The 14,829-nt window shown below is 73.0% G+C and carries 2 protein-coding genes and 1 pseudogene; 2 read left to right on the top strand and 1 reads right to left on the bottom strand.

Features of this window, described 5'->3' with window-relative positions:
• Positions 1 to 2,006: 2,006 nt before the first annotated feature.
• On the top strand, positions 2,007 to 4,886 hold the full coding sequence (locus tag HCN56_RS05270) for a helix-turn-helix transcriptional regulator (RefSeq protein WP_312871058.1): 2,880 nt from the start codon (positions 2,007 to 2,009) through the stop codon (positions 4,884 to 4,886).
• A gap of 315 nt (positions 4,887 to 5,201) precedes the next feature.
• Here HCN56_RS05270 and HCN56_RS05265 read toward each other — a convergent pair.
• Positions 5,202 to 6,033, bottom strand: a pseudogene (locus HCN56_RS05265) (IS5 family transposase).
• Positions 6,034 to 6,188: 155 nt separating this feature from the next.
• On the opposite strand from HCN56_RS05265, the gene HCN56_RS26180 reads away from it, so the two are divergent.
• Positions 6,189 to 14,829: type I polyketide synthase (locus tag HCN56_RS26180; protein WP_245245930.1), on the top strand; the 8,641-nt coding region annotated here is incomplete at its 3' end.

The raw sequence follows: 14,829 nt of genomic DNA, 5'->3' as shown, positions 1-14,829 counted from the left end.
TGCCTCCGGCGCGGGCCGGCCGTGGCCGGCGTCCGCCCCGAGGGCGTCCGGCAGCGGAGGCAGTCGGGGCGCGCCGTGGGAGCGGCGGGAACGGTGTCTCCTACGGGGCGGCCGGGGAACACGAGCGGCACGCGCGGCTCGTCCGCGGGCACGGCCGGGCAGCGGCACTCCGCCGCGACCACGGCGATCGGCTCCGGCTCGGGGCGCTCCGTCCGGGTGGTGCGCACCCTGGGGGCGTTCGGCTTCGTGGTAGCACTCTGGAGGTGGTCAAGAAGCTTCTCCTGCTTACCCACCAAAGCCACCCCGGGTCGAGAGGGCGCCGACACGGCGACGCGCGATTGCCCGGAACGCTACGCAGGCGGAAATAGAGCCCCAACCCCTGCCCGCCCCTAAACGTGGCGCGCCCCTCCGGGTCGCGGGTCTGCTTCCCGGTCCACCGGGGATGCGCGGGCCGGGCCGCCTATGCCGCCGCGGCCGGATCGCCGGCAACCACGATCGGGAAACGGCTCCCGCCGGCGTTGCGCGCGGCGCGCCGGAGGGGGGACGGTGACGGCCTCCGCCTCATCCCCCGGCTGCTCGCCCCGGCTCCGCGTTATCCGCGCGCCATGGTCGTTCGATTCTGCGGGCTGAAGGCCCGCCCGTCGACCCGTCTGCCGTCGATTCACGTCGAGTGACCACATCAGCCACATGCACCACATCGCCCCCCGGCGTCGGTGAAGTCCATGCGACCTTCTTGTAGCGAAATTCGGCGGATTCCGCACACAGACGACCCCGAATCCCCTGCCTATGCGAAGGAAGTGCAGGCAATATGAGAGGCGATGGCGACAACCACTCCACGCCATCGCCGCATCACCCGCGGCGGCGCGGCACGGGTAGGGAAACATTGCTCGAATGTGCCGGAAACATCATCCGGCCGGCGCTCCCGGTCGATCCGAGAGCGGATGCGGCGCACCGCGCACCGGCCGCGTCCGTCACAAGCGTGGGGGACGCGTCGGGTTCGCACGGGCCGAGGCCCGCGGAAGTCCGCTTCGCCGTGCTCATCTGTTTCCGGCAACCCCATTGCGCCGATGCGGACTCACGCGTTCCGCACCGGTAAGCGGGACGGCGGCCGACCGGAAATCCCCCGGCCGCGCACTCCGCTCCGGGTGCGCCCCGGCGTCACCCGGGTTACCGCGGGACGACCCGCAGATGTCGGGCGGATGCCGCCCAGGAGAAGCGGACGGGCGCCGTCCGCGGGCGCCCGAGGACGCCGCGACCGGCGGAGGTCACCCGCAGCCGATCACTCACGACCTACCGTGCACAACAGGGCTCCTGAGCCGCTTTCAGCAGGTCGACAGCTATCGCATAGAGTGCGCCAGGGGGCGTCCGGCGCCTCTTCGTTCAAGGACTGCCCGTCAAGGAGCGGCGTAACGTGCGAGGGTCCGCAAAGTGGATAATCGCGACACACAGCCAACCGGACTCGTGCCGCGCGACATCGCCTCGAGGCGCTGTGCCGAGTGCCGCGACCGGGCGCGCCCCGACTCTTGTGAGACCGGCGCCCTTTGTCACAGAGCTGTCGCGAAGATCTTCGCCGCCACCCCGGCGGGCGTCCACCGGAATTGATCACCCGGAGTGCCGCCGCCGACAATCGGGGGCAAACTTTCGGCCAACAGCCGCCGACTTCGCACTCCTTCCACCCTAGGTCGGATGCCCCTGTCCGACCCCTCTCACCTCTTCGGACCCGCGCCGTCCGGCATGCCCATTCCGGGGCACGCACACCCGTCCCGGGCAAGGGCGCACGACGAAACGCCCCCTCGGGTGCGCTGCTCAGACCACATGTGCCGCAGTACGCTAGGGGCCCCTAGGGGGAATCCCTTGTCCCCCGGCCCCCCGCGCAATACGCTTCGGCCGGGCGCTGATCGACGACCGCCACGCACTTCCGACAAACCACCAGGCCGCTCCGTTTCCGGCCACCGCCGGAAACAAGCAGGCTGCGTGATGAACATGCCGACGGGGGAATCTCAACAGTGTTAACAGAGCGCACAGAGATACTCGAACGACTCGATGAACTACTGGTCCAGTCCGCACGGGGCAGGGGCGCTATCGCCGTAATCAGCGGCTCCACCGCGATGGGCAAGACCACCATGCTCGACGCCGTGGCCGACATGGCCACTTCGGCGGGCAGCACGGTGCTCAGCGTGGTGAGCGCGCCGCACGAACGCGGCCTTCCATTCGCCGCACTCGCGCAGCTCTTCCACGCGCTCGACGCGCGTGTGCCGGGCACCGGAGTACCGGACATCGGGGTCCCGGAAGGGGCCCGGCTCATCGGACCTTCCGGCATGGTCGGCGGTCCTCCGCACTCCGCGGCCCATGACGATCTCGTGGCCGTCGCGCGGCAGACGCACCGCGTCGTCGCCGAACTCGCCGCCGAACGCCCGTTGCTGATCACCGTGGACGATGTCCAGCACACCGACGCGGCCACCCTCTTCTGCCTGCGCTACCTGGCACAGCGGCTGACGCAGCTCTCCGTCACCCTCGTGCTGAGTCGCGGCGCCGCGGTCGGCGAACAGCCGCCGCGCATCCTGTACGACCTCCTCTACCAGACGAGCGTGCGGCGCTTCCACCTCGGACCGCTCTCGCGTGCGGGCATCAGGGAACTCGCCGCGAGCCGCCTGCCGTTTGTCCCCGCGGAGGAGCTCGTCACCGAGATCCACACGCTGAGCGTCGGCAATCCGCTGCTCGTCCAGGCCCTCATCGAGGAGCTGCGGCTGCGCGCGGAACCCGACGTCTTCGCGGGGCACTTCCCGTGGGCGAGCGACGGCAGTCCCGTCAAGCAGGACCCGGAGGCCGAGCTTCCGACCGGGCACGTCTTCCAGCAGGTGGTCCTCGCGTGCCTGCACCGGCTCGGGCCCCGCGCGGTCCGCATCGCCCAGTGCATCGCGCTGCTCGACAAGGCGGCCACCCCGCTCCTGCTGAGCCGGCTGAGCGGCATCGACGCGGAGATGATCAGGCGCTATCTCTGGCTGCTCACCGGCGTCGGCGTGCTGGACGGTGCCCGGTTCAGGCACCCGGGCATCCAGCAGGCCGTCCTGCGCGAGATGCCCGCGGACGAGACGACGGACCTGCGCCACCGCGCCGCCTCCCTCCTGCACGACAACGGCGCACCGCCGCAGGCCATCGCCGTGCACCTGCTCAACGCGGGGCCGCTCTGCGAGGAGTGGGTGGTACCCGTGCTCCAGCGGGCCGCCCGGCACGCCCTGGCCGAGGCCGAGGTGCTCGAAGCCATCCGGTACCTGGAGCTGGCCCGCGAGTGCTGCTCCGAGGAGCAGGACCGCCTCTCGGTGACGGCGCACTACGCCTACGCCCAGTGGCAGTTGCGGCCCGCCGACTCCGCCCAGCACTTCCTCACCCTCAAGGGCCCCGTCATCGGCGGCAGGCTGCCTGCCGAGGACTCGGCACGGCTGGCCGAAGGCATGCTCTTCCACCTCAACTTAGACGATGGTCTCGAGGTCATCGACCAGCTCAACGACGGTGACGGCGACGGCGAGGCCGAGGCGGACGAGCACATGGCGACCGCGCTGCACGGCACGCGGCTGCTCATGGCGGCGGAGTTCCCCGGCCTCCTCGACCGGCCACGCCGCCCGCTCCCGACGACCGCGGTCTCGGCGACGTCCACCTCGGAGCTGCGCGCCCGGCATGCCCTGGCCCGCACCCTCGAACGGGGGGCCGACGAGTACGCCGTCGCCCTCGCCGAACAGGTGCTCCAGGGCTCCCAGTCGCCCGCGCCCTGGCGGCTCCAGGGCCTCCAGGCGGCGCTGCTCGCCCTCTGCTACGCGGACGAGCTCGACACCGCGCGCAGGTGGTACGAGATCCTCGTCGCCGACTCGCGAAGATACGACGTGCCCGTCTGGCAGGGGCTCCTGGAGACCGCGGGCGCGCTCATCTCGCTGCGGCGCGGACAGTTGGCGGAAGCCGCGCGCCAGGCGGAGATCGCCTACTCCCGGCTCTCGGGGTCGAGGTGGAACATCAGCGGCACCTTCGCACTCGCGATCCTGATCGAGGCGCGGACCTCCATGGGCGACCACAAGGCCGCCGCCAAGCACCTGGCGCCCGAGCCGCCGCCCGCGCTCTTCCACACCCGCGCGGGTCTGCACTACCTGTACGCGCGCGGCCGTCATCACCTCGCGACCGGCAACACCTACATGGCGCTCTCCGACTTCCTCGAGTGCGGCACGCTGATGCACCGCTGGAACGTCGACACGCCCGCCCTGGTGCCCTGGCGGCTCGGGGCGGCCGAAGCGTGGCTGCGGCTCGGCGACCGGGAGCGGGCGGCCCGGCTCGTCGAGAAGCAGGTCGCGATGCCCGACACCGGGCTCACCCGGTCCCGCGGGATGGCCCTGCACGGCCTCGCCCTGGTGCAGCCGACCGCCAAGCAGCCCCCCGTCCTGCTGGACGCGTTCCGCCAACTGGAGATCAGCGGCGCCTGGTACGAGGCCGCCGCCGTCCTGGTCGAGCTGAGCCGCGCCTACCAGCAGTTGGGCGAGAAGGCCCGCGCCCGGCAGACCGCGCGGCGCGCGTGGCGCCTCGCCAAGAGCTGCGGGGCCGAGTCCATGTGCCAGGCGCTGCTCCCGACGACGATGCCCAAGAGCACGGAAACGAAGGAGAGCGCGGCGCCGAGCGTCGGCGATCGCTCCGATCAGGGCGGCTTCGGCGGGCTCAGCGAGTCGGAGCGGCGCGTCGCCATACTCGCCGCCCAGGGATACGCCAACCGCGAGATCGCCGACCGGCTGTTCATCACGGTCAGCACCGTGGAACAGCACCTGACCCGCGTCTACCGCAAGATGGGCATCAGGAACCGCGAGCAGCTCCTCGTCGGCGCCCACGCCGTCAGCTACGAGACGGTCTGAGTCACCCGATCGCGGCCCCCGCGGAGCCGACGTCCGCCTGCCCGTCGCGCACGGGCAGGCGGACGCGTCGTTTCACGGGCGCGCCCGCCCGGCCGGCCGGAGCCCGCACGACGGGCGCGACACCGGCTCTCGTCCGGATGCCCGTGGATCGGGCCGTGCCGTCGGGGGCGGCCCCTTACACGGCGGCGGAGCGCCGCTCAACACCGGACACGCACGGGCAATCCCGGCATCGCGGCGAGGTGCCGCACCTGGCGGCGGTGCCGGGACGATCCGAACGAGGGGCCCTGGGCGGTTTCGTTTGAATCATCGGGCGGATCAGAGGAAGATGCCGGCGATGTGGAGTCCGGCCAGGTAGATGGTGGCGGTCTTCTCGTAGCGGGTGGCGATGCCTCGCCAGTGTTTGAGTCGGTTGATGCATCGTTCGACGGTGTTGCGTTGCTTGTAGGTCTCGCGGTCGAAGGCTGGTGGTCTGCCGCCTCGACTCCCCCGGCGGAGCCGGTGGCGGCGCTGGTCCGCGGGGGCGGGGATCACGGCCCGGATGCCGCGCTTGCGCAGGTGCTCGCGGATCGCGCGTGAGGAGTAGGCCTTGTCGGCCAGGACCGCATCCGGGCGGGTGCGAGGTCGTCCTCGCCGACGGGGAACCCGCAGGCGGGCCATGACCTCGGGGAAGGCGGGGCGTCGCCGGCCTGTCCTGCGGTGAGGACGAACGCGAGGGGTCGGCAGCGGTCGTCGGCGGCGAGGTGGATCTTGGTGGTCAGTCCGCCACGGGAACGGCCGATGGCGTGGTCGGCGGGTTCGCCGGCCGGGGCCCCTCTTTGCGGGCTCCGGCCGCGTGCTGGTGGGCCCGCACGATCGTGGAGTCGACGGAGACGGCCCAGTTGAGGTCCTCATCCGCGTCGGCCTGGGCCATCAGGGCGGTGAACACCCGCTCCCAGGTGCCGTCAACGGCCCACATCCGCAGCCGGTTGTAGACACCCCGCCAGTTGCCGTACTTCTCCGGCAGGTGCACCCACGGGGTGCCGGTCTGGAACGTGAAGGCGATCGCGTCGATCACCTCACGATGGTCACGCCAGCGGCCACCCCGCTTCGGCGTCCGGTCCGGGAGTAACGGTTCGATCCGCGCCCACTGCGCGTCGGTCAACGGCACACCCGGACCAACGACCGACTGATCCAAACGAAACGGCCTAGGGGGCTCTACGGGTAGCTGGGGGAGGCCGGCGCGGAAGACGATCGTGTCCCAGATGAAAACCGCCCGCCCCAGGCGTTCTCGGAGCGCGCGATGGAGGGGAGGCACTCGCCGTCATGTCGAGTGTTCGTGTCCACATCACTGATCCCATCGCCATCACCGGGGTGTCGTGTCGCCTTCCGCAGGCGCCGGACACCGGTGCCTTCTGGGCGTTGCTACGCGCGGGCCGGAGCGCCATCACCGAGGTGCCGGCGGACCGCTGGGATGCCGACGAGGTCCTGCCCGACCTGCCCGAGGCGCACCGCGCCGGGCTGCGGTACGGCGGCTTTCTCGACCGGGTCGACGAGTTCGACCCGGCCTTCTTCGGCATCTCGCCGCGCGAGGCGGTGGCGATCGACCCGCAGCAGCGGCTCTTCGCCGAGCTGGCCTGGGAAGCGCTCGAGGACGCGGGGATCGTCCCGGAGACGCTGCGCGGCACCACCGCGTCCGTAGTCGCCGGCGCGATCGCCGGCGACTACGCGGCGCTGGCGCAGCGCGGCGGCGCGGTCACGCAGCACTCGCTGCCTGGCCTCAACCGCGGCGTGATCGCGAACCGGGTCTCGTACGCGCTCGGCCTGCGCGGCCCGAGCCTGGTGGTCGACTCCGCCCAGTCGTCGTCGCTGGTGGCGGTGCACCTCGCACTCGAAAGCCTGCGCAAGGGCGAGACCGAGCTGGCGATCGTGGGTGGCGTGGCGCTGAACTTCGCGCCCGAGAGCGCCGAGATCGCCGGCCGGTTCGGCGGGCTCTCGCCCGACGGACGCTGCTTCACCTTCGACGCACGGGCCAACGGCTACGCGCGTGGCGAGGGCGGCGGCGTCGTCGTCATGAAGCCCCTCTCGCACGCGGTCCGTGACGGCGACACCGTGTACGGCGTGATTCTCGGCAGCGCGGTGAACAACGACGGCGCCACCGAGGGCCTCACGGTCCCCAGCGCCGAGGCCCAGGCCACGGTGCTGCGGCAGGCGTGCGAGGACGCGGGCGTGGACCCGGCGCAGGTGCGCTACGTGGAGCTGCACGGAACGGGCACCCCGACGGGCGACCCGATCGAGGCGGCGGGTGTGGGCGCCGTGTACGGCAGCGCGCGGCCCGCCGACTCCCCCGTGCTGGTCGGCTCCGCGAAGACCAACGTCGGGCACCTCGAAGGCGCGGCGGGCATCGTCGGGCTGATCAAGACGGCCCTCAGCATCAGGCACCGCGAGATCCCCGCGAGCCTCAACTACGAGACGCCCAACCCACGCATCGACCCGGAGGCGCTGAACCTGCGCGTCAGGACCGCGCACGGGCCCTGGCCCGAGGCACCGCTGGTCGCCGGCGTCAGCTCCTTCGGCGTGGGCGGCACGAACTGCCACGTCGTTCTCGCCGAGACACCCGAGCCGGACGCCGACGCGCGGGACGCGGCGGGGAGCGGGGCGGAGACCGGCGCGCGGAGCGCGGCCGAGCGCCCGGCCGACATCCCGGTGGTCCCGTGGCTGGTGTCGGGACGCACGGGGGCGGCGCTGCGCGCCCAGGCCGGACGGCTGGCCGGGGCCCGCGCCGCGGGCGCCGGCGCGGCCGACGTCGGCTGGTCGCTGGCCGGCACGCGCACGCACTTCGAGCACCGTGCCGTCGTCCTCGGGCCCGATCACGAGGCCCAGTTGGCGGCGGTGCGCGCCGGCACCGAGGCCCCGGGCCTCGTCACCGGCGTGACGGGCGACCACGGCAAGGTCGCGCTCGTGTTCCCCGGGCAGGGCTCGCAGTGGGAGGGCATGGCGCGCGAACTGCTGCGCACCTCACCGGTCTTCCGCGCGTCGATCGAGGCGTGCCACGAAGCGCTCGCCCCGCACCTCGACTGGTCGCTGCTCGACACGCTCACCGGCGAGCCCGGAGCCCCGTCGCTCGAACGCCCGGATGTCGTCCAGCCCGCGCTGTTCGCGGTGATGGTCTCGCTCGTGCGGGTGTGGGAGTCGCTCGGCGTGCGGCCCGACGCGGTCGTCGGGCACTCCCAGGGCGAGGTCGCCGCGGCCTATGTCGCGGGGGCGCTCGGCCTCGACGACGCCGCCCGCATCGTGGCGCTGCGCAGCCGGACGCTCCTGGCGCTGGCCGGCACGGGCGCCATGGTGTCGGTGCCGCTGGCGGCCGACCGGGTCGCCGAATACATCGCACCCCTCGGCGAGGGCCTGAGCATCGCCGCGGTCAACGGACCGAGCACCACCGTCGTGGCCGGTTCCTCCGAACTCGTCGCCCAACTGCTGGCCCGCTGCGGGTCCGACGGCATTCGCGCGAAGGCCGTGCCCGCCGTGGACTGGGCCTCCCACTCGCCGCACGTGGAGGCGGTCAGGGAGCCGCTGCTCGAGCGGCTCGCCGGGGTGGCCCCTCGTTCGTGCGACATCGCGTTCTACTCGACGGTCACCGGGTCCGCCCTCGACACGGCCGGCCTCGACGCCGAGTACTGGTACGCCAATCTCCGTCAGCCGGTGCTCTTCGAGCCGACGCTCAGGACGATGGCCGCGGACGGGTACGGCACGTTCATCGAGTCGAGCCCGCACCCCGTCCTCACCTTCGGGCTGCGCGAGGCACTGCCCGAAGCCGTGGTCGTGGGTTCGCTGCGGCGTGACGAGGCGGCCTGGCCGATGCTGCTCGCGGCGCTGGCCCAGCTCCACGTGCGCGGCGTCCCCGTGGAGTGGTCCGCTGTGTTCGCGGGGCGGACGCCGCGCCGCGTGCCGCTGCCCACCTACGCGTTCCAGCGCGAGCGTTACTGGCCCGAGGTCTCCGCCGCGTTCGAGCCGGGCGGGCGCGCCGTCGCCGCGCGGCAGCCCGCGGAGCGGCAGGAGACGCACGCCGAGGCGCCCGCCGGGAGCCCGGCGTGGCGCGAACGGCTCGCCGGCCTGCCTGCGGAGAGCCGACAGCGCGAGGCGCTCGAACTGGTGCGGCTGCGGACGGCGATCGTTCTCGGCCACCTGAGCACCGACACGGTCGACACCAACCGCGCGTTCCGCGAGCTCGGCATGGACTCCGCGCTCGCGGTGCAGCTCCGCGAGGAGCTGAACGCCGCCACGGGCCTCGACCTGCCCAACTCGGTCGTCTACGACCACCCGAGCCCGTCCCGGCTGGCCCAGCGGCTCTGCGAACTCGCGGTGGGCGACGGACACGGCGACGGTTCCGCCTCCGCCGTCTCCGTCCTGCCCGCGGCGAGCACCGGCGACCCGATCGTGGTCGTCGGCATGGCCTGCCGCTTCCCCGGCCGGGCCGACTCGCCCGAGGCGCTGTGGCGGCTGGTCGACGAAGGCACCGACACGATCAGCCCGTTCCCCGAGGACCGAGGCTGGGACCTGGAGGGCCTGTACGACCCCGAACCCGGCGTGCGGGGCAAGACCTACACGCGGCACGGCGGGTTCCTCGACGAGGCCGCCGAGTTCGACCCCGAGTTCTTCGGCATCAGCCCCCGCGAGGCCATGGCCATGGACCCGCAGCAGCGGGTGCTCCTCCAGATCGCGTGGGAGACGTTCGAACGCGTCGGTATCGACCCGGAGCGGCTCCGGGGCAGCGACACCGGCGTGTTCATGGGCGCCATGTCGCAGGAGTACGGCCCGCGGCTGCACGAGGGTGACGACGGGCTCGGCGGCTACCTGCTGACCGGCAGCACCGTCAGCGTCGCCTCCGGGCGCGTCGCCTACACCTTCGGGCTCGAAGGTCCGGCCGTGACGGTCGACACCGCCTGCTCCTCCTCGCTCGTGGCCCTGCACCAGGCGGCGCAGGCGCTGCGCGGCGGCGAGTGCTCGCTCGCCCTGGCCGGCGGTGTCACCGTGATGGCGACCCCGGGCATGTTCGTGGAGTTCGGGCAGCAGCGCGGCCTCGCCGCCGACGGCCGCTGCAAGTCGTTCTCGGCCGCCGCGGACGGTGTCGCCTGGGCCGAGGGCGCGGGCATGGTGCTGCTTGAGCGGCTTTCGGACGCGCAGGCGAACGGGCACCCGATCCTGGCCGTGATCCGCGGTTCCGCGGTCAACCAGGACGGCGCGAGCAACGGCCTCACGGCGCCGAACGGCCCCTCGCAGCAGCGCGTCATCCAGGCCGCCCTGGCCAGCGCCGGCCTCACCTCGGACCGGGTCGACGCCGTGGAGGCCCACGGCACCGGCACCACCCTCGGTGACCCCATCGAGGCCCAGGCGCTGCTGGCCACCTACGGGCAGAACCGGCGTCCCGACCAGCCGCTGTGGCTGGGGTCGCTGAAGTCGAACATCGGGCACACCCAGGCCGCGGCCGGCATCGGCGGCGTGATCAAGATGATCCAGGCCATGCACCACGGCACGCTGCCCAGGACGCTCCACGTCGACCAGCCGAGCCCGCACGTCGACTGGAACACGGGCAACGTCCGCCTCCTCACCGAGCAGCAGCCCTGGCCCGAGACCGACCACCCCCGCCGCGCCGCCGTCTCCTCCTTCGGCATCAGCGGCACCAACGCCCATCTCATCCTCGAAGCCCCGTCGCCTCAGCAGCAGCAGCCGGACGGCCCGGGCGAGCGGGACGTTCCCGAGGGGACCGTGGTGCCCTGGGTGATCTCGGCCAGGACCGAGCAGGCCCTGCGGGAGCAGGCCCGGCAGCTCCACACGCACCTCGCCGCCCATCCCGGCCTCACCCCGGCCGGTGTCGGCTACTCCCTGGCGACCACCCGCGCGCTCTTCCCGCACCGGGCCGTGCTCGTCGCCGACGACACCGAGCAGTTCGCGCAGGCACTCGACGCACTCGCGCAGGGCAACCCCTCGCCCGCGGTGGTGCAGGGCACGCTCCGGTCGGGGAAGACGGCGTTCCTCTTCACCGGCCAGGGCGCGCAGCGCTCCGGCATGGGGCGTGGGCTGTACGAGACCCAGCCGGTCTTCCGCGCCGCGCTCGACGAGGCGTGCACCGGGCTGGACCGGTACCTCGGTACCGAGCGGCCGCTCAAGGACATCGTCTTCGACGACGACCAGAGCCTGCTCAACCAAACCCGCTACACCCAGGCCGGCCTCTTCGCCATCGAGACGGCGCTCTACCGCCTGATCGAATCGTTCGGCATCGTCCCTGACTACCTCACCGGCCACTCCATCGGCGAACTCACCGCCGCCCACATCGCGGGCGTCCTGTCGCTCGACGACGCCTGCCGGCTCGTCGCCGCCCGCGGCACCCTCATGCAGGCACTCCCCGCCACCGGCGCCATGATCTCCCTGCGCACCACCGAGGAACAGGTACGCCCGCATCTCCAGGGGCGCGAGCACGAGGTCTCCATCGCCGCCGTCAACGGTCCGGCCTCCACCGTCATCTCCGGCGACGACAACGCCGTCACCGAAATCGCCGCGACCCTCGCCGAACAGGGCATCAAGACCAAGCGCCTGACCGTCTCGCACGCCTTCCACTCCCCCCACATGGCCGCCATGCTGACGGAGTTCGAACGCGTCGCCACGGAGCTGGACTTCCAGCCGCCCACCATCCCGATCGTCTCCAACCTCACCGGACAGCTCGCCGACCCCCAACAGCTCACCACCCCCGGCTACTGGGTCCGCCACGTCCGCGAGGCAGTCCGCTTCCACGAGGGCATCCGCACCCTGCACACCCAGGGCGTCTCCCGCTTCGTCGAACTCGGCCCCGACGGCACCCTCACCTCGATGGCCCAGGACAGCCTCACCGAACACGGCGACACCGACGCCACCTTCATCCCCGTCCTGCACCGCGAACGCGACGAACAGCGCACCTTCCTCACCGCCCTCGGCACCGCCCACACCCGCGGCATCCCCATCGACTGGACCCGGCTGCTCGGCGACACGTCACCGGTCTCGTCCCCCGGCCTGCCGACCTACCCCTTCCAACGCCAGCGCTACTGGCTGGAGACGTCGCGCCCCGGGGTGGACGCGGGACACCTCGGCCTGACGGCGACCGGTCACCCCGTGCTGACGACGCTCGCCGAGCTTCCCGACAACGGCGGGCACCTCTTCACCGGCCGCATCCGTGCGACCGACCCCGACTGGGTGGCGGAGCACGCCGTCTTCGGGGCGTTGATCGTGCCGGGCGTGGCCTTCGTCGACCTGCTGCTGCACGCGGCCGGGCATGTCGGCTGCGACCGGATCGACGAGCTCACCCACCAGGTCTTCCTGTCCGTTCCGGAGCACGGCGCCCTCCAGCTCCGCGTTCTGATCGAGCCGGCCGACGCTTCGGGACGGCGTCCGCTCTCCGTCTACTCGCGCTCCGAGGACGCGCCGGCCGACAGCGAGTGGACCCTCCACGCCACCGGCGCGCTCGCCGAGCGCCCGCAGGACACCGGCGCTCCGGCGGTGGTGGACGACGCGCTCACCGGCGGCGTCTGGCCCCCGGCCGGCGCGGAAGCCGTCGACATCGACGAGTTCTACACCCGGATCACGGAGGCCGGCTTCGGCTACGGCCCGCTGTTCCGCAGCCTGCGCGCGGCCTGGCTCGACGGCGGCACCACCTGGGCCGAGGTGACGCTTCCCGAGGACGCCGATCCCGGCGCCTACGGCCTCCACCCGGGCCTGCTCGACTCCGCGCTCCAGCCGGAGGCGCTCGTCGCCGCGGACGAGGCGGCCCAGGACACCATCCGGGTCCCGTTCTCCTGGAGCGGCGTCTCCCTGCACACGACGGGCGCCACCTCCCTCCGCCTGCGCCTCACGAGGACCACGCCGGGCACGGTGTCCCTGAGCCTCGCCGACCCGGCGGGGACGCCCGTGATGACGGTCGAGTCCCTCGCCATGCGGGCCGTCGCGCCCGAGCAGCTCGCCGCCGCGCGCGCCGCCAACGCGGGAGAGCTCTACCGGGTCGACTGGGTGAACCTGCCCACGCCCAAGGACGTCGCTCCGGCCTCGATCGACGCCGGCTGGGCCGAGCTCGTCGCCCCGGGCCTCGAACGCCTTCCGGCCCTGGTCGGGAACGGCGCGGGTGCCGCGGCCGTCCCGACCGCCGAGGGCGGCACCGCGTCCGGGTCCGAGGTGTTCGTGGCGTGGTGCGTCGCACGCGAGGACGCCGACTCGGTGCAGGCCACCCACGCGCTCACCCGGCACGTGCTCGATCTCGTCCAGCGGATCGTCTCCGACGACGAACGGCCCGACGCCCGCCTGGTCGTCCTCACCCGCAACGCCACCTCCACCGGCCCGGACGACCGGCCGGCCGACTTGGCGGGCGCCTCGGTCTGGGGGCTCCTCCGGTCCGTCCAGGCCGAACACCCCGACCGCTTCACCCTCGTCGACCTCGACGCGGCCGAGGCATCGCTGAGCGCTCTTCCCGCCGCGGTGGCCACGGGCGAGCCGCAGGTCGCCGTCCGCGACGGACGGCTCCTCGCCCCGCGGCTGGTCCGCACCGACGGCCGTTCCTCCGTCACCCCGGGCCTGCTCGACCCCGACCGGACGGTGCTGATCACCGGTGGCACCGGTGGCCTCGGCCGGCTCCTCGCCCACCACCTCGCCACCGCCCACGGCGTCAAGCACCTGCTGCTCATCAGCCGGAAGGGCCCCAACGGGAACGGCGGCATCGTCACCGACCTCGCCGCACTGGGTGCCAGGGTCACGATCGCCGCCTGCGACGCGGCCGACGAGAAGTCGCTGGCCTCCCTCCTCGATTCCCTGCCCCACGAGCACCCGCTCGGCGCCGTCATCCACTGCGCCGGCGTCCTCGACGACGGCATCACCACCGCGCTCACCCCCGAGCGTCTCGCCGGCGTGCTCCGCCCGAAGGTCGACGCGGCCTGGAACCTCCACCGCCTCACCCGCGACAAGGACCTCGACGCCTTCGTCCTCTTCTCCTCGGCGATCGGTACGCTCGGCGCTCCGGGCCAGTCCAACTACGCGGCGGCCAACAGCTTCCTCGACGCCCTCGCCCGGCACCGGCACGCGTCCGGGCTGCCCGCCAAGTCCCTGGCCTGGGGCCTGTGGGAGGACACCGCCGGCGGCATGGCCGGCACCCTCGACCAGCAGGACCGCGCCCGCATGGGACGCAACGGACTCCTGCCGATCGCGGCCGACCACGGTCTGGCGCACTTCGACGCGGCACTCGTCGCGGCGGAGCCCGTGCTCGTCCCGGCCAAGTTCGACCTCGCCGGCCTCCGCACCCGCGCCGCGTCCGTGCCGCTTCCCCCCATCTTCAACGAGCTGGCGCCGGCGCCGCGGCGCGCCGCGGCGCGGCCGGCGAAGGCCGCCCAGGACGTCGACGCGCTCCGCCAGTCGCTCGTCGGCCGGCCCGAGGCCGAGCAGCGGCGCGTCCTGATGTCCTTCCTCCGCGGTCACGTCGCGACCGTCCTCGGACACAGCTCGCCCGACGCGATCGACGTCAACGCCTCGTTCAAGGAGCTTGGCTTCGACTCGCTCAGCTCCGTGGAGCTGCGCAACGCGCTCAACAAGGCGTCGGGGATGCGGCTGCCGTCGACCCTGCTCTTCGACTACCCCACGCCGACGGCACTCGCCGACCACATCAAGGCCGCGGTGGCCGACACGGGACAGGCGGGTGCCCGCGTCAAGCCGGCCGCCGCCCGTACGGTTGCCGCCACGGCCGGCGTCAACGAGCCGATCGCGATCGTGGGCATGGCCTGCCGCTTCCCCGGCGGCGCCAACACCCCCGAGGACCTGTGGCAGCTCGTGGCCGAGGGGCGGGACGCGGTCGGCGCGTTCCCCGAGGACCGCGGCTGGGACCTGGAGAACCTCTTCGATCCCGACCCCGACGCGCTCGGGAAGTCCTACGCCCGCGAGGGCGGCTTCCTCTACGACGCGG

Origin of the sequence: Streptomyces lonarensis (assembly GCF_012033735.1) — a bacterium.
Taxonomy (GTDB): Bacteria; Actinomycetota; Actinomycetes; order Streptomycetales; family Streptomycetaceae; genus Streptomyces; species Streptomyces lonarensis.
The sequence above is the reverse complement of the archived record's forward strand: the minus strand, read 5'-3'. Positions and strand labels throughout refer to the sequence as shown.